This window comes from Corynebacterium sp. ZY180755, assembly GCF_054331495.1.
Genome location: NZ_CM135811.1, coordinates 2167840 through 2184661 on the forward strand (window position 1 = coordinate 2167840; position 16822 = coordinate 2184661).

Below are 16822 nucleotides of genomic sequence, written 5' to 3' on the forward strand. Positions count from 1 at the left end.
ATCGTAATAGCAATGCGGAAAAATTTTTTTACACAACATCCTTATTGCTTAAATGCCAACTTAGGAGTAGCTTCCATAAAGTAAGGTTAGGTTTCCCTCAGTAAGGCAGAACTAAGTATGTTCCTAGCAGCGTTGCTCATTGGCTTAAGAGAAGGTCTGGAAGCCTCACTCGTCATCGGAATCCTGGTTGCCTTCCTTGTTAAGAAAGGCAAGCGCGCTGCCCTCCCAGCCGTCCGTAACGGCGTGATCAGCGCAGTCGGTTTATCGCTCGCAGTGGGCGCTTTCTTCACGTTCGGCGCTCAGTCCCTAAGCTTCAAGGCCCAAGAAATCATTGGCGGTAGCTTATCCATTCTCGCCGTAGTGATGATCACCTCCATGGTCTTTGTCATGCTCAAAGCTGGCAGGAACATGAAATCCTCCATTGAAGACAAGGCCACAGAGGCTCTGAACGCTGCCTCCGGCAAACAGCCCATGTTCTGGCTGGCATTCATCACGGTGGGCCGCGAAGGTCTGGAAACAACGTTGATGCTGTGGGGTTGGGCAATGCAACCGGCCGCTTTTGCCGGAGTGCTCATTGGTTTGGCCGTGGCGGTGGCTTTGGGTTATTTGCTCTACCGCAATGTCATTCGTCTCAACTACCAGGCCTTTTTCACCTGGACCAGTTTCCTGCTGATATTCGTTGCCGCAGGCGTCCTTGCTTACGGCATCCATGACCTGCAAGAGGCTGCGGTCCTTCCTGGACCGTTCTCTGGGGCGCCCATTACTCCCACTGATTTCCGAACGGGTGAAGTTCTCACTGGGTTCTTTACCCCCTACCCTTACTGGGGCGTTGCGTTCCCATTCGGCTGGGCCTTTGATGTCCAAGACACCATCTCCCCCGATGGTTTCCTCGGCGCAGTTCTCAAAGGCACCATCGGCTTCACACCACAGATGAGCTGGCTAGAAGTAAGCGCGTGGTTTGCGTACGTGGCTATCGTCTTGCCCCTCTTCATCGCTAAAACCAGATCACACAAGAAAGTATCACGATGAAAAAACAACTCATTCTTGTCACTGCCACCGCAGCCCTTCTTGCTACGAGCTGCTCCAACGCCCAAGAAGAGGCACCGTCTAGCTCGCAAAAGGCTCCCAGCGCTGGCACCCTAACGGTTTCCTCAACCGCAGATGCCTGCGAAGTATCTTCTCCATCCACGCAGTCGGGTACCACCACGTTCCGCATTACCAACGACGGCACCCAGACCACAGAGTTCTACCTCCTTGCCTCTGACGGCCTGCGCATCGTCGCCGAGAAGGAGAACATCGCCCCAGGGTCGAGCGCGGATCTCACCGTCACCCTGCAGCCTGGTGATTACTACACCGCCTGCAAGCCGGGCATGCGAGGCGGCAATGTGGATGAACAGAAGTTCGCCGTTACCGGTGACAAGATCGAGCTCAGTGGTGAGGACCAGGAGCTTTATGAGGCAGCTGTAGCAGACTACGTCAACTTTGCTAAGAACGAGGTTGCTCAGCTTCCACCGCTGGTCAAGGAACTAACAGACGCATACATTGCCGGCGATGACGAAAAAGCTAAGGAAATGTTCGCCCCAGTTCGCCTCCACTACGAACGCATCGAGCCCATCGCTGAAGCCTTGGGCATCCTCGATCCACGCATTGACTACCGAGAGATCGATTACCTGGCAGAGGCCGATGCACTCAAAGAAGACGACCCAACCTTCACCGAGTGGTTAGGTTTCCACCGCATGGAAAAGGACCTCTGGGTTCCTGACAAGGATGCGGTGCAGCCAGACGGCACCAGCGCCTACGACGGCTGGAAGCCATCCACGCCAGAAGATCGCAAGCGCATTGGTGAGACCCTCGTAGCGGACATCGACAAGCTCTACGAGATGGTCCATGCAGATGACTTCATTGAGGCCAACAACGTCTCCATTGCCACCGTCTCCAACGGCACGTCGGGACTGCTCGAGGAAATCGCCGTCAATAAGGTCACCGGTGAAGAGAACTGGTGGTCTCACAAGGACCTCTACGATTTCCAGGCCAACCTCGATGGCGCCCGTATCGCATTCGATTTGGTCAAGCCGATCGCTGAGCGTAAGGACTCTGATCTCACCGCACGGATTGATGAGGAGTTCACTGCCCTCCAAGAACTGCTCAACAAGTACGGCAACGCTGAGGAGGGATTCGTATCCTACGACGAGGTAGATTCCGAGCAGCAGCGCGAGCTCATCAACCAGATCGACGCCACTCGCGAACCACTATCTCAACTCACCGCAACTATCCTCGAGGGTTAAAATGGAACTTTCTCGCCGTGGTTTCCTCGCTCTAATGTCCGCAGCGCCCTTGGCTGCTTGCTCCACAGAGAAGCCAGCCCTAGGCGCCCCATCCCTAGAGAAACTGGAATACCCATTCCACAACGGTCAGCATCAAGCAGGCATTATCACGCCGGCGCAGGAAAACCTGTACTTCGCGGCCTTTGATATTGATGACAAGACTACGCACGAGGAGGTTGCGGAGCTTCTCCAGGACTGGTCATACGCAGCTCATCGGCTCATGATGGGTGAGGCAGTCGCCGCAGAAGGACCGTTCAATGGTAGCCCCTACGCCCCACCTGCGGACACCGGCGAGGCAGCCGACCACGGCCCCTTTGGTCTGACCATTACGTTTGGTTTTGGCGCCAGCATCTTTGACTCTCGGTTTGGGTTGAAGGACCAGAAGCCAAAGGAGTTCGAGCCGCTGCCCACTATGGTCAATGATTTCATTGACCCGAAGATCTCCGGTGGTGACTTGTGCATACAGGCCTGCGCCAACGATCCGCAGGTAGCGATGCACGCGGTCCGCAACCTCACGCGCATCGCCATGGGCCGCGCGAGCCTGCGCTGGTCCCAGGTTGGTTTCGGGCGTACCTCGTCCACCACCAAGGACCAGTCCACACCACGTAACCTCTTCGGACAAAAGGATGGCACCAACAACCTGAAGGCCGAAGACAGCGAGCTTCTAGACACGCACGTGTGGATTAATGACGGGCCTGAATGGGCTCGCGGCGGAACCTACCTGGTTGCCCGCAAAATCTACATGACGATCGAGGTATGGGATGGCCTGCGCTTGGAGGAGCAAGACCGCGTCTTGGGGCGCGCAAAAGGCACCGGGGCGCCGTTGTCGGGCGGGGATGAATTCACTGAACCTGACTTTTCCAGCGGAAAGATTGACACTCGATCCCATGTCTACCGCGCTCACCCAGACAACAATGATGGAATCCAGATGCTGAGGCGAGGATATAACTATGCTGACGGAAGCAATGAGTTTGGCCGCCTTGACGCAGGCTTATTCTTCATAGCCTTCGTCTCCTCCCCTGGCCGTTTTGCCAAGGTGCACTCCAACCTTGCGCGTGATGACATGTTCGTGGAATATCTGAAAACCCAGTCATCTTCCACGTTCATCGTCCCACCTGGGACCAATGAAGGAGAGTACGTGGGACAAAAGCTTTTTGGCTAGTCCCACATGCAATTAGCTCCCCTGGCTTTAGCCAGGGGAGCTAATTTTTAGGCGCGCTCGCCAATCCACTCAGAAAACTTCTGATCCGTGAGGCGCTCATATGCTTCAACGTAGCGCTCGCGGGTGGCTTCCACTACAGAGCCTGGAAGCGCTGGTGGTGGGGTTTCTCCATCCCAGCCAGATTTAGCACTGGTCAGCCAGTTGCGCACGTACTGCTTGTCAAAGCTTGGCTGAATTTTGCCCTCTTCGTAGGAGTCGGCTGGCCAGTAACGGGATGAGTCTGGGGTTAGGACCTCGTCGCCAATGACCAGGTTTCCGTCCTCATCGAGTCCGAACTCAAACTTGGTATCTGCAAGGATGATGCCCTTGCTCTCTGCGATCTTGGCTGCCTCGGCGTAGATTTTCAGGGATGCTTCCTTCAGCTCGGCTGCTCGAGCAGCGCCCAGCTTCGCCTCTACAGCTTCAAAGGTGACGTTCTCATCATGGTCACCAATCTCTGCCTTCGTTGCAGGGGTGAAGATTGGCTCCGGTAGCTTGGAGGATTCCACCAATCCCTCAGGAAGCTCGACACCGCACACGGTGCCATCCTCTTGGTACTCTTTGAGGCCAGATCCGGTCAGATATCCACGCACTACGCACTCGAATGGCAGCATTTTCAGCTTCTTCACCACGATTGCACGACCGAGCACTTCCTCGGGGATGCGTGGATCATCGATGTCGCCATCAAGGTGGTTGGGGAAATTGATCTCACCAAAGAAGAACATGCTCATTGCGGTGAGCACGCGACCCTTGTCTGGGATCTCTGGATCGAGAACATAATCGTAGGCAGAGATTCGGTCACTGACAACCATGAGCAAGGTGTCATCGTCGATCTCGTAGATCTCGCGGACCTTACCTGCGGAAATATGGTTGTACTGGGAAAGTTCTGGACGCATAATGGGAAATTTTAGACCTATCAGCCAGAAATGGTGAACCGATAGCACATTTTGGGGCAGAGGTTTAGGCGAAATCACAAAAACCCTGCCCCAGTAGTGTAGGTATCTCCGCCCCGCTGGGCTCTCGCGTGCGGCTGTTACAGGATCTCGCCTGGAACGTAGTTCGCGTACTCAGGGTAGCGGTTGACCAGGTCCTGGATGCGGTCGAGGACGCGGGAGACCTGATTCTCAGCGGCACCAATGAAGGCGTGGCGATCAGCCAATGCCTCGTCCAGCTGCTCGCGGGTCATTGGTAGGCGCTCGTCTGCGGCAAGGCGCTCGATGAGGTCCTGCTCGCCACCGTTTTCGCGCATGTTCAAAGCTACGGCAACGGCGTTCTCCTTGATAACCTCGTGGGCGGTCTCACGGCCAACGCCTGCGCGGACTGCTGCCATGAGGATGCGGGTGGTGGCCAAGAATGGCAGGTAGCGCTCAAGCTCGCGGTCGATCATGGCTGGGAATGCGCCGAACTCGTTGAGCACGGTGAGGAAGGTCTCGAACATTCCGTCCAGCGCGAAGAATGCGTCTGGGAGAGCAACGCGGCGTACCACGGAGCAGAATACGTCGCCTTCGTTCCACTGCTGACCGGACAGGTCAGCCACCATGGTGAGGTAGCCGCGCAGGATGATCTGCAAGCCGCCTACGCGCTCGCAGGAGCGGGCGTTCATCTTGTGTGGCATTGCGGAGGAACCAACTTGGCCTTCCTTGAAGCCTTCGGTGACGGTTTCGTTGCCGGCCATCAGGCGGATGGTGTGTGCTAGGGAGGATGGGCCGGCACCCAGCTGCACGAGGGTGGAGACGGCGTCAAAATCTAGGGAACGTGGGTATACCTGACCAACGGAGTCGAATACGCGGCCGATGCCCAAGTGGTCAGCGATCTGGGTCTCGAGGGAGCCGAGCTTCATCTCGTCACCGCCCATCAGGTCCAGCATGTCCTGTGCGGTGCCCATTGGCCCCTTGATGCCGCGCAGCGGGTAGTGGCGCAGAAGCTGCTCACAGCGTTCGATGGCCACCAGCATCTCATCGGCGGCGGAGGCGAAGCGCTTGCCCAGGGTGGTTGCCTGCGCAGCTACGTTGTGGGAGCGCCCAGCCATGACGAGGGACTGGTACATCGCAGCGCGCTTACCTATCTGGTTCACCACGGCAACGGCCTTGCCCAGAACCAGCTCAAGGGAGCGGTAGATTTGCAGCTGTTCAACGTTTTCCGTGAGGTCGCGGGAGGTCATGCCCTTGTGAATGTGCTCGTAACCGGCAAGCGCGTTGAATTCCTCAATGCGTGCCTTCACGTCATGGCGGGTGACCCTCTCGCGTTCCGCGATGGATTCCAGATCGATCTGGTCAATAACAGCCTCGTATGCCGCGATTGCATCGTTGGGAATGTCAACGCCCAGGGCCTTCTGGGCGCGCATCACGGCGATCCACAGCTGGCGCTCCATGACAATTTTCGCCTCAGCGCTCCACAAATTGGAAAGGTCTGCTGATGCGTAGCGGTTGGACAGTACGTTTGCGATTCTCTTCTTTTCAGCCACGTCGCCCATTATCGCACGATCTCCCCAATTTTTAACCCCTTATCTCCCCCTCATCTGCGTGAGCCACGAATCCAATTTTTTCATACACCCTGTTCGAGATCGGGTTCGCTTGGTCCGTGTACAGACGCGGGGTGAGCCCGCGATCCAGGAAATCCTGCGAGAGCCTTGCCACTACCCAACCTGCATATCCGCGCCCGCGGTGCTGCATAGGGGTAAACACCGGGCCAAAGTGGGCGATGCCGAACCCCACCTCCGCCGCCCTAGTCATGTGCACCGGCGTGCCATCGACTTCCCAGAACCAGTACAGACCCGCTTGGATCGCGCCGCGAAGCTCCTTCTCCCGCAACCTTCCGGACGTTAAGCTTGCGATCATTTCCGGTGATGCCTCACGCCCAGCGTCTGCTTCAGCGTCGATGACAAATTGCCTATCCCACGCAGCGATCAGGTCGTAGTCCCCCATCGTTGCTCGGCGCAGGGTACCCTCAGGCCGCTTAGGCCAATCCACCGATTCAAGAAAGAAAAGACGAGACTGGAACGTGACGCGAGGCGTTCGCCCCAACGAGCTAAGCAGTGCCGTGCATGAATCCACGTTGCCGTTGGCGGCAGTAATGTCTTCCTCCCTATCCTTGAGCGCTAACGCCAATGCTGCGATGTGCTCGTCACTCATCTTGGGCAAAAACAGCGCATGCGGGGCGTGCGGTTGCGTGCGCATTGCTACGTTCACCACCGTTTCCCCATCACAAATTGCCGCAAACCAGTACGGCTCGTTGGCTACAGGCTGTCTAGTGGTCTGTGACGCAATGACGGAACAATCGCGTACATGAGTACGCAAGAAATCCCCAGCGCGATCACTAAAGGCTTGAGGGGCTGAGAAGAATTCAACGTGCATTCAGGTATTCCTTTAACCTCCGGCAGGCTTCCTTGGTGTCCTCCACGGAGGCGCATAAAGATACCCGCATCCATTCCTTGCCGTGCTCAAGATCAAAATCGACGCCCGGCGCGAAGGCTACACCGATTTGTTCGACGAGCTCATTGCACCAGGCCTCGGAGTTGTCTGTGTAGTCGGAGACCTTTACCCAGAGGTAGAGGCCACCGTCCGGATCGGCGAACGTGCCCAGCCCCATGGCCGGAAATTCCTTGAGAAGAATCTCTCGAGCTTGGGCGTAGCGGGCCACGTGGGCGTCTAGTTCCGCTATTGCTTCGGGTGTGAAGGCGCCGAGGGCGGCGCGTTGGGACACCGCCGGCGGACACAGCGACAGCGATCCCTGCAGGTTTTTGAAGGTCTCCACGTGTTCTTCTGGCATGATCAGCCAGCCCACGCGCCAGCCAGTCATGGAAAAGTACTTCGATAGCGTGCCCACCACCACGGCTTTGTCGCTGAATTGGCGTGCGCTGGCGGTTTCGCGGCCGAAGGAGATGCCGTGGTAGTCCTCGTCGGAAAGAAGCAGGCAGTCATTCTCTTCGCACCAGTGGGCGATGTTGCATAGTTCCTGCGGGTCGATGATGGTGCCGGTGGGGTTGCCGGGGCTGGTCACGATCACCAGTTTTGGTTTTACTTCCTCCAGCATTGCGGCGGTGGGCTGGAAGCGGGTCTCCTCCGTGCAGCGCAGCTCCACCACGTTGGCGCCTAGGGTTTTCAGGATGTTGCGGTACGCCGGGTAGCCCGGCGTGGCAATGGCCACGGTGTCGCCGTGCTCGAGGTACATCAGGAACGCGGCCACAAAGCCCGCTGAGCTACCCGTGGTGATGACCACGTTGCGTGCCGACGTCCCCACGCCGTATTTCTGCGCGTGCCAGCGCGCGATCACCGCGCGCAACTGTGCGTCGCCGATGATCTCCGTGTAACCCAGGGGGTCGTCGTAAAGCACCTCACTGACAGCATCCAGTGCGGGCCGTGGCCCGCCTGTCGACGGCTGCCCCACGCACAGCATCAAGGTGTCCTTGCCCTCGTGGCGACGCTTGTGGATGAGGTCCAGCATCTCCATCACGCGGAAGGGCTCAACTGTGCTGCGAGAAGATAGGTTAACCATGAGCACAGTGTAGCCCTCGGCGCAGGTGACGCGAGGGGAGATTCACGGCTTCATGCAAGTGGCCCATGCCGATCATGTGATCAGCATGGGCCGGGGCACAGGTTCCTCAGGCTAGCCACGGGACGCGGCCGTGAGGAAAGCAGGGTGGTTATTTGAAAGAGGCGATGAGCTGATTGACCTGCTTGGAATCAATATTGACGTTCACGCCTTGAACGTGTGCCTGATTATCCAGCAGAAGCAGGAGGTCACCCACTGTGTAGTCACCTAATGCGAGGTTCTTAAGATCAGCAGTTGGGATCTCGCCCTCCTTGGCCAGTTTCTCCACTTGGCGGACGAAGTCCTCAGCACCGTCACCAAGACCTGCATTCTTGGCAGCCTCAGTGACGGCAGGCGCAGCAACCGCACCAGCAGCAAGGGCCAGTACAGCGCCCACCAGTGCGGTGGCATCCATGCCCAAGTCCGCCCCAGCCGGAACATTGAGACCATTGAGCTTGCCACCGGCGGCGTTGAGGTTGCCCGCGGCAAAGCCGGCGAGCTGGCCCTTATCGCCGTTAAACAGGTTCATGTCCACCGGCGTATTGATACCCGCAACTCGGCCAGAGTCAGAGCGCTGCCACATGGCAAGCTTGTTCCAACCACCCACGGGGCTCGGCGCGTGGTTCTGGTAGGCAGCCAACCACAGTGGGTACTCCGCAAACTGCTTAGTGTTACCCATGTGGTCGCTCCAGAAGTAGCGGTAGGTGTAGATCATTGGGCGCTTGCCCGTCAGGCGTTCAAGCTCCACGAGGAACACACGGGTCCATGCCTGCAGGGCGACTGGGCTCAGGCCTTCAGCAACCTCTAGGTCAAGAACCGGCGGCAAGTTCTGGCCCGGCGCATTCTTGATCTGCTGGGCAAAGTGGCGAGCCTGCGCGAGCGGGTCACCCGCTGGGCGGGCGTAGTGGTAGGCACCAACCTTGAGGCCAGCTGCCAGCGCTTGGCGAACGTCCTCCTCGTAGAAAGGGTTGATATAGGTACTACCCTCGGTGGCCTTGACCATCGCAAAATCTTGGGAGCCGTTGACCGCATTCCAGTCAATGCCCTGTGCACCTGGGTGCTGGTAGTTGGCCACGTCAACACCCGTTGCGATGCCGGAAGTGGCAATAGCCTGTGGCGCAACAACGGTTGAGAACGCCAGCGCTACTGCAGTGGCAACGGACAGTAATCCACGAGATTTTTTCATGACTAGCACGATACAACATCTGCCCCAATAGTCACAGTATTAACATCAGTTTCTTTTTTGGGTGTGCCATAAGATACAAAAAGCCTGCCTACGTGAGTAGGCAGGCTTATAGCGGAAAGATTGTTAAATAGTGATGCGCCCTTCAACGGCAGGAAGTGCGATATCGCTGCGGTAGTGGGATCCCTCCAGCTGAATGTCCTTGATAACGTCATACGCAGCATCCCGCGCATCAGCCAAGGTAGCCCCCTTACCAATCACATTGAGAACACGGCCACCAGCCGAAATCAGGTTGCCTTCCCCATCCTTAGCCGTGCCAGCATGCAGCACTGCCTCGTGATCAGCGCCGGTGATGATATCCCCCGTCACTGGGGAGGCCGGGTAGTTGTTGGCCGCGAGAACAACAGTCAGGGCGTAGCCTTCCTCCCATTGAAGTGGTGGCAACTGCGCAAGCTTACCGTTAGCTACTGCACTCAGCACCTGAGCCAGTGGGGTCTTCAGTAGTGCGAGCACAGCCTGGGTCTCAGGATCACCAAAGCGGCAGTTGAACTCCACCACGGATGGGCCTTCCGCGCCCCAAGCCAAACCCGCGTACAGCAGGCCGGAATAGGCACAACCGCGGGCGACCATCTCCCGAGCAACGGGAACACATACCTCATCCACGATGCGCGCGACGCCGTCCTCCGGTAGCCACGGCAACGGGGTGTACGCGCCCATGCCACCGGTGTTTGGCCCCTCGTCATTGTCCCCCACACGCTTGTGATCCTGAGCGGGAAGCAAAGGAACTACGGTCTCGCCGTCAACAAGGCAGAACAGGGAGACCTCAGGCCCCTCAAGGAAGGATTCCAGCAGAACGGGATTGCCGGCCGCCGTCACGGCGTCCACGTGAGCACGCGCCTGCGCACGATCCTCAGTCACCACAACGCCCTTGCCGCCGGCAAGGCCGTCATCTTTAACAACGTAATGGGGACCAAAGTTGTCTAGTGCTGCATCCTTTTCTTGATCGGTAGCATCCGGGGAAATCTGCTGCGCATGGGCAGTCTTAACCCCCGCCGCAGCCATGACATCCTTGGCAAACGCCTTCGACCCCTCAATGCGCGCCGCATCCTTGTTAGGGCCGAACACGGCAAAGCCATTCTCACGCAGCACGTCCGCCACACCGGCAACCAGTGGAATCTCTGGGCCAACCACCACCAGATCGGCTTTAATTTCCTGAGCCAAGGCCAACATCGCGGCAGGATCATCCACCTGCTTTGCCTCTGGATGAATGGTGGCGATCTTCTCCATGCCTACGTTTCCTGGTGCAACGTGCAACTCAGACGTAGCCGGATCTTTGGAGAGACCAAGTGCGAGGGCGTGCTCACGGGCACCGGAACCAATTACAAGAATGCGCATGGAAACATATTTTAGCAACGAACAACACGTAGTACCCTTTAAACCATGAGTAGCGTATTCACTAAGATCATCAACGGCGAGCTCCCTGGCCGCTTCGTTTACCGCGATGACGCGGTTTGCGCTTTCCTAACCATCGAGCCACTTGCCTACGGTCACGTTTTGGTTGTACCCATCGCTGAGGTTGACCGCTGGACTGACCTGAACCCAGAGATCTGGATTCAACTCAATGAAGTAGCGCAACTCGTTGGCAACGCAGTCATCAAAGCATTCGACGCACCGCGCGCCGGCTACATCATCGCCGGCTTTGACGTGCCACACACCCATATTCACGTCTTCCCAACCTCAAAGATGGCGGACTATGACTTCTCCAAGGCGATGGCCATGGATGAAACCGATCCAGCACAGATGGATGAGGCTGCAACCAAGCTCAGGGATATCCTCAACACGGACGAAAACGGCTTTAGCCAGGGGTAATGTCTCTTCTTTTGTGGCTGCCCACTCGGGGTAGCCTCCCAGATTCACCACCGTGCGACGAACAAGACGTCCCGGTGGTGTTTTTGCACGGCACCCTCGCATCCCCAGGAAACTTCGAGCTACCGGCAACAGAACTCGCCCGGCTACAAGTCCCGTTCTTTGCCCCCGCCTACGGCAAACGGGGTACCGGTGACCTGGACGATTCCCTCCGCGAGATTGTGTCCTTTATAGATTCGCTTCCAGTTCCGCAGGTGGACATTGTGGGCCACTCACTCGGCGGTCTCTTGGGCCTCCAGGTCGCTCACGCACGCCCGGGTAGAGTGCGCACCCTCGTGGGCCTCGGTGCGTGCTACAGAGGAGTTCCTCTTACATACAGGTTCCCACGGTTAGTGCACTGGGTAGGAGGCCCCGCCTACACCCAGCTCACCGACACCCAGCGGTTTGATGTTCGCGAGCCAGAGGGAACGCGCGTGGTGTCGATTGTTTCTAGCGGGGACACGATCGTGCCCGAAAGCTCCGCCACGCTCGGAGAGATCATTCATATTCACGGCATCCGCCACGAAATCCTGCCCCAGCAGACGCAGGAAATCATGCGGGCTTTAGGCCTTGACGGCAGGTAGCTCCACGCGGAACGTGGTTCCCTTCCCAAGGGCGGTGTCCACGGTAACCGTGCCGTCGTGAGCCTCAACCAAGGACTTCACAATCGCAAGCCCCAAACCAGAGCCGCCCGTGGCGCGCGTGCGGGACGTGTCGGCACGATAAAAACGCTCAAAGATATTGCGGGCATCCTTCTCGCTCATGCCCACGCCATCATCACTTACTTCCACAATGAACTTCTGCGGCTTGAGGTCCAAGGTTTCCTCCGTAATGCGGACCGTCACCTTAGCGTCATCGCCACCGTGCTTGAGCGCGTTAACAATCAAGTTTGTGAATACCTGATGCAGCTTGGGGGCATTGCCCAGCGCCATAGGCAGATTCACGGTGTCTGGGATGATGGACATCGTGCGCTCAGGGTAGGCACCCTGAAGTGAGCCAACGACACTCGTGATCAGCTCCAGCAGATCCACGGGCGCCTTCTCCGTGGTTTTTCCCTCCGCGCGGGTGAGGGCCAAGAGGTCTTCCACCAGCAGGCTCATGCGGCTGGCCTCAGTCTCGATTTTTTCGATCACCATGTTGGCGTCATCTGTAATACCCGAGCGGTACAGCTCAGCGTAGCCTTTCACGCTAGTCAGCGGGGTGCGAAGCTCGTGAGAGGCGTCCCCCACAAAGCGGCGCATCTCCTCCTCTTTGTTGGTCAGGCTGCTGATGTTGTCTTGGATTTGCTCCAGCATGGAGTTGACCGACCGCGCCAAAGAACCCACCTCAGTTTGAGCAGGCCAGTCCTCGGGAACACGGCGTTCCAGGTCACCGTGAGCAATAGCGTTGGCGGTTTCCTCTACCGTGCGCAGAGGGCGCAGGGTTTGGCGAATGATGTAGGAGGAAGCAAGGGCAATGAGAACGAGTGCACCTAGACCGATGGTGATCTGACCAAAGACGAGCCGATTAATCATCGCCTTTTCCCTGGTGATGTCCTTGGCAACAACCACTAGGAGATCACCCTTTTCCTCAGCCAGCGCACGCCACTTCACATCACGGTCTGAGCCGGGCTTGGAATCTACGTTGAACACGCCTTCATTGACGCGGAGCTTGTTAAAGTCCGGTTCGGAGTTCACGTAGTCACCGCTGAATTCGGTGCCATAGGATCGGTCTTTCTCAAACCATCCGTAGTACATATCTGATGGAAAGACGAGTGCCGTAGCTGGACCGTAACTGACACGAGTGCTCAGGCGCCCCTGCCAATCATCAACCTCCTGGCGCAGCTGGGCATCCACCGAGGTGTAAGAGGCGTGCTCGACCGATCGCTGAACCACAATAGAGCTACCGAAAATACCCACCGCGGAGAGCAGGACAATCAGGATCACCAGCACCGTGGACAAAGACAGCCCAAGGACGGAGTTTTTATCCACCAGCTTCTTAAGCCAGGGATTCCCTACTTTTACGGGTTCTTTGGCAACCATTGATTACGAGCGTGGAGTCCGCAGGACGTAGCCAACGCCGCGAACTGTCTGGATGAGCGGAGGTTCCTTGGTATCAATCTTGCGGCGAAGGTAAGAAATGTAGCTCTCCACCACGTTGCCATCGCCACCGAAATCGTAATGCCACACGTTGTCCAGAATCTTTGCCTTGGAGAGGACTACTTCCGCGTTGAGCATCAGGTAACGCAGCAGATTGAATTCAGTTGGAGAAAGCTCAACAACCTCCCCGCCCTTGGTGACCTCGTGAGTGTCATCATTAAGGGTCAGGTCCGCGTAGGTGAGGGTGGAGTCATTGTCCGTATCATCGCTCACCTTGCCACGGCGAAGGATGACGCGCAGACGGGTAATCACCTCTTCCAAGCTAAACGGCTTGGTTACGTAATCATCAGCCCCGATGGTGAGGCCATGGATGCGATGCTCCACTGCATCCTTTGCGGTTAGGTAAAGAACGGGCCCATCAAAGCCCTCGGCGCGCAGCTTGGGTAGGAGCTCGTAGCCATCCATGCCTGGCATCATCACATCAAGGATAAAAGCCTCCGGCTTGAACTCACGCGCCACCTCCAAAGCCTCGAGACCAGAGTGCGCTGTCGCAACCTCGAAACCTTGAAACTTGAGAGATACGTTGAGTAACTCAACAATGTTCGGCTCGTCATCAACAATCAGCACACGAGTCTTGGAATCAGGCATGAAAAGCTCCTAGGAAGTGGTTACGTTCTTTACTTAATTAACCTCCATAGTAAAGCTCCTCGAGCTGGGGCGTCACTGCACGCTGTCTGAGCGATGTCTGTGAGTTAGCTGTATCTACCACTGCGGGTTGTTGAGGTCCACGCCCTGCTGCTGCGCGTGGTGCTCTACCAGTTCCAAAAGGTAGTGCGCAGTACCCCGGTAGGTTTTCTCAAAACGGGGATCCTCAACATACATCCGCGCCAAAATAAGCTGCTTATCCGGGGTTACCTCGTAGAAACGTGCGATGGACTTTCGGTGCTGCTCCACCAGCTCTTGGGCGCGGTCGCTGCCTGGCTGAACGCCCTCGGCTTTGGCTTTGGCCAGGGCCACAATGAGCTCCTCCTGCTCGCGCTTAACGTCCGCCCAGTCACCGGCCCCCATGTTCGCTTGCGCTTGCTGGGACTGTGCCCATTCCGGGGTATCGCCCCATCGGTGCTCGGCCTCCTTGTGGTAATCCTTTCCAAAGTGATCAATCTTCTCACTCACCGTGAGCTCCTTCCCTTGCTCTTGCGCCGCGATGATGGCATCGAGCGCTGAGATTTGTTTAGTCAGTGAACGAGCGCGTCGCATCAGTACTTCACGCTGGCGGGCGAGACGCTGCATAGCGGTGCTGGGCTCGTCCAAGAGGGCTGCAATGTCCTTCAACTCAAGGCCTGCACTTCTGTACACCATGACCACCATGCCCAGCTCCAGATCATCCTCGGAATAGAGCCGGTAGTCAGTTGAGGTACGCCGCGACGGGCTAAGCACGCCCATGTCATCCCAGTGCCGCAGGGTTCGCGGTGTGACGCCAAGAATGGCCGCTGCTTCGCCGACGGTGTATTCATTGTCCATGTTCACGATTCCTAGTCAAAAGGTTGCCGCCACGGCAAGGTCAAAAAGCCAATTGAAACTGTAACGACCGTTCGGTACTGTCTCCCCTTATGACCGCTCAAGCTACCACCCCACAACAGCGCTGGACGTTCCTGCTCGTCATCTCACTCGGGCTCTTTGTCGTCGCGGCAGACAACTCGATCCTGTATACGGCTCTTCCTACCCTGCGAGCGGATCTCCACACGACTGAGCTGGAGGGGTTGTGGATCATCAACGCCTACCCGCTGGTACTTGCGGGCCTTTTGCTAGGAACTGGCACATTAGGCGACAAGATCGGCCATCGCCTCATGTTCCTTGTGGGTTTGACACTGTTTGGGCTGGCGTCACTGGCCGCGGCGTTTTCTCCGTCGGCTGTGCTTCTCATCCTGGCCCGCGCATTCCTCGGCGCAGGCGCCGCCACCATGATGCCAGCAACGTTGGCGCTGATTCGCATCACCTTCAGTGACGTGAGAGAGCGCAACATTGCCATTGGCGTCTGGGGTTCCGTGGCCACCATCGGCGCGGCGGTAGGGCCAGTCCTCGGCGGCTTTTTGCTGGAGCACTTCTGGTGGGGCTCCGTATTCCTCATTAACATCCCCGTCGTATTGGTGGCCACCTCGTGCACCATCGCCTTGGCACCGCCCAACGTTGCGGATCCTTCAAGGAAGTGGGACGTGATCTCCTCCGTGTATGCAATGGTGGCAATGGTGGGTGCCGTTCTCGCTATCAAGGAGCTGGCGCACTCCCCCATCAACGCTCAGATCCTGAGTGCAGCCGTGGTGGTCATGATCATCGGCGGGTGGTTGTTCAGCGCCCGCCAGAAGAAGCTTGCTGAGCCGCTCCTGGCTTTTGACCTGTTCACCAACCCCATGCTGCTTGCCGGTGTGACTGCCGCGGGTCTAAGCATGTTTGTCCTCGCCGGCGCGGAGATCCTCACAACTCAGCGGTTCCAGTTGGCGGAGGGATTTACCCCACTACAGGCGGGCCTCATCACGGCCGCCATCGCGCTAGCTGCTTTCCCGTCGTCCATTTTGGGTGGCGCGAACCTGCACCGCTGGGGTTTCAGGAACTTGATTTCCGGCGGGTTCCTGCTCATTACGCTCTCAGCATTCGTGAGCGTGTGGAGTATCACGATTGATCACTTTGGTATCTTCCTAGCGTCCATGGTGGTTGCCGGATTCGGCGTGGGGCTCGTGATGAGCGTGTCCTCCACCGCCATCATTGGTTCCGCCCCCGCCCGGCGCGCCGGAATGGCCAGCGCAGTGGAGGAAGTGTCGTACGAGTTCGGAACCCTCATGTCCGTGGCTGTGCTGGGTTCGCTGTTTGGAATGTTCTACGCGGCTCACGCGCCGGCTGGCGCGGAGAACATGGATGAGGCAGCCAGAAGCGATGTATTGGGGGATGCTGCCCGTAACGCTATCGATTCCGCGTACATGTCCAGCATGATCATCGCGGCGGCGGTGGCGCTTGTGGCCACGGTCATCACGGCAGTGTTGCTGAAGGGGAATCCGAAGGAGACTGACTATGCGCACGAGTAAGAAGCAGGCCCTCATTACTACCGCGGTGAGCATTGTGGAGAAAGCTGGGCTTGAGGCTTTGACCTATGACTCGCTGGCGCAGGCGTCGGGCCTGTCCAAGTCTGGTTTGATCTATCACTTCCCCACTAGGGAAGCAATGCTGCTGGCTATCAACAGCAAACTCGCTGCTGATTGGGAGGCAGAACTGGTACGGGTTGCTGGTGCACCGGCGAGTGAGCTAGGTCTGAGGGAGCGCGTACGCGCACTGTTGCACACGCTTTCAAGCAACGCCACCCGCGCGGACCTCTTGCTGGCCCTAGACGCCCGCCATAAGCCTAAGCTCCAGGCCGTCTGGGATGACGTGTTGAACAGGTGGAACGTGCCTCAGGAAATGCTGCGGGATAACCCGCAGCTGTTCTTGATCAACGTGATTGGTGATGGGCTGTGGATCCATGACCACATCAACGGCTTTAACTTGAGCGATGAGGAGCGCGCGCTCCTCATCCAAGCGGCGGAAAACCTACTCGCTTAGCGCTGGGAACTAG

At 57.6% G+C, this 16822-nt stretch carries 16 protein-coding genes; 7 read left to right on the forward strand and 9 right to left on the reverse strand.

All coding sequences use genetic code 11. From position 1 onward, the window contains the following. The first annotated feature begins 117 nt into the window (after window positions 1–117). The 3 genes from efeU to ACXM2N_RS09935 are packed head-to-tail and all read left to right on the forward strand — an operon-like array spanning window position 118 to window position 3486. The gene (gene efeU, locus ACXM2N_RS09925; protein WP_458488266.1) at window positions 118–1029 is read left to right on the forward strand and encodes an iron uptake transporter permease EfeU; all 912 of its coding nucleotides are present in this window, start codon (window positions 118–120) and stop codon (window positions 1027–1029) included. Next, on the forward strand, window positions 1026–2285 hold the full coding sequence (gene efeO, locus ACXM2N_RS09930; protein ID WP_458488268.1) for an iron uptake system protein EfeO: 1260 nt from the start codon (window positions 1026–1028) through the stop codon (window positions 2283–2285). The genes efeU and efeO overlap by 4 nt, the downstream gene beginning before the upstream one ends. Window position 2286: 1 nt before the next feature. Next, entirely contained in the window at window positions 2287–3486 is a 1200-nt protein-coding gene (locus ACXM2N_RS09935) for a Dyp-type peroxidase (protein ID WP_458488270.1), read from the forward strand. 47 nt (window positions 3487–3533) lie between these two features. On the opposite strand, the gene ACXM2N_RS09940 is transcribed toward ACXM2N_RS09935, so the two are convergent. From ACXM2N_RS09940 to purD, 6 genes are all read right to left on the reverse strand, one after another. After that, window positions 3534–4421, reverse strand: coding sequence for a phosphoribosylaminoimidazolesuccinocarboxamide synthase (locus ACXM2N_RS09940; protein ID WP_458488272.1), 888 nt, complete (start codon window positions 4419–4421; stop codon window positions 3534–3536). A 137-nt stretch (window positions 4422–4558) separates the two neighbouring features. Beyond that, window positions 4559–5998 (reverse strand): adenylosuccinate lyase, encoded by a 1440-nt coding sequence (purB, locus tag ACXM2N_RS09945; protein ID WP_458488274.1) that lies wholly within the window; start codon window positions 5996–5998, stop codon window positions 4559–4561. Between the two features lie 22 nt (window positions 5999–6020). After that, entirely contained in the window at window positions 6021–6878 is an 858-nt protein-coding gene (locus ACXM2N_RS09950) for a GNAT family N-acetyltransferase (protein WP_458488276.1), read from the reverse strand. Next, window positions 6868–7974, reverse strand: a complete 1107-nt coding sequence (locus ACXM2N_RS09955) for a pyridoxal phosphate-dependent aminotransferase (protein WP_458491130.1) — start codon at window positions 7972–7974, stop codon at window positions 6868–6870. The genes ACXM2N_RS09950 and ACXM2N_RS09955 overlap by 11 nt, the downstream gene beginning before the upstream one ends. Before the next feature lie 193 nt (window positions 7975–8167). Then, a complete protein-coding gene (locus ACXM2N_RS09960) occupies window positions 8168–9241 on the reverse strand; it encodes a glycoside hydrolase family 25 protein (protein WP_458488278.1) in 1074 nt (357 codons plus the stop codon). Window positions 9242–9364: 123 nt separating this feature from the next. Continuing rightward, window positions 9365–10633, reverse strand: a complete 1269-nt coding sequence (gene purD / locus ACXM2N_RS09965) for a phosphoribosylamine--glycine ligase (protein ID WP_458488280.1) — start codon at window positions 10631–10633, stop codon at window positions 9365–9367. Between the two features lie 45 nt (window positions 10634–10678). Here purD and ACXM2N_RS09970 point away from each other — a divergent pair, with 45 nt between their 5' ends. Beyond that, entirely contained in the window at window positions 10679–11107 is a 429-nt protein-coding gene (locus ACXM2N_RS09970; RefSeq protein ID WP_458488282.1) for an HIT family protein, read from the forward strand. Next, on the forward strand, window positions 11107–11727 hold the full coding sequence (locus ACXM2N_RS09975; protein WP_458488284.1) for an esterase/lipase family protein: 621 nt from the start codon (window positions 11107–11109) through the stop codon (window positions 11725–11727). The genes ACXM2N_RS09970 and ACXM2N_RS09975 overlap by 1 nt, the downstream gene beginning before the upstream one ends. On the opposite strand, the gene ACXM2N_RS09980 is transcribed toward ACXM2N_RS09975, so the two are convergent. The 3 genes from ACXM2N_RS09980 to ACXM2N_RS09990 form a co-directional block, all read right to left on the reverse strand. After that, window positions 11707–13164, reverse strand: a complete 1458-nt coding sequence (locus ACXM2N_RS09980; protein ID WP_458488286.1) for a sensor histidine kinase — start codon at window positions 13162–13164, stop codon at window positions 11707–11709. The two genes, ACXM2N_RS09975 and ACXM2N_RS09980, sit on opposite strands and share 21 nt — an antisense overlap. A 3-nt stretch (window positions 13165–13167) precedes the next feature. Further along, window positions 13168–13869, reverse strand: a complete 702-nt coding sequence (locus tag ACXM2N_RS09985) for a response regulator transcription factor (RefSeq protein ID WP_458488288.1) — start codon at window positions 13867–13869, stop codon at window positions 13168–13170. Window positions 13870–13983: 114 nt separating this feature from the next. After that, a complete protein-coding gene (locus ACXM2N_RS09990; RefSeq protein ID WP_458488290.1) occupies window positions 13984–14742 on the reverse strand; it encodes a MerR family transcriptional regulator in 759 nt (252 codons plus the stop codon). An 89-nt stretch (window positions 14743–14831) separates the two neighbouring features. Between ACXM2N_RS09990 and ACXM2N_RS09995 the strand changes: the two genes are divergently transcribed. Next, window positions 14832–16298 (forward strand): MFS transporter, encoded by a 1467-nt coding sequence (locus ACXM2N_RS09995; RefSeq protein WP_458488292.1) that lies wholly within the window; start codon window positions 14832–14834, stop codon window positions 16296–16298. Continuing rightward, window positions 16285–16809, forward strand: coding sequence for a TetR/AcrR family transcriptional regulator (locus ACXM2N_RS10000; RefSeq protein WP_458488294.1), 525 nt, complete (start codon window positions 16285–16287; stop codon window positions 16807–16809). The genes ACXM2N_RS09995 and ACXM2N_RS10000 overlap by 14 nt, the downstream gene beginning before the upstream one ends. Window positions 16810–16822 lie beyond the last annotated feature (13 nt).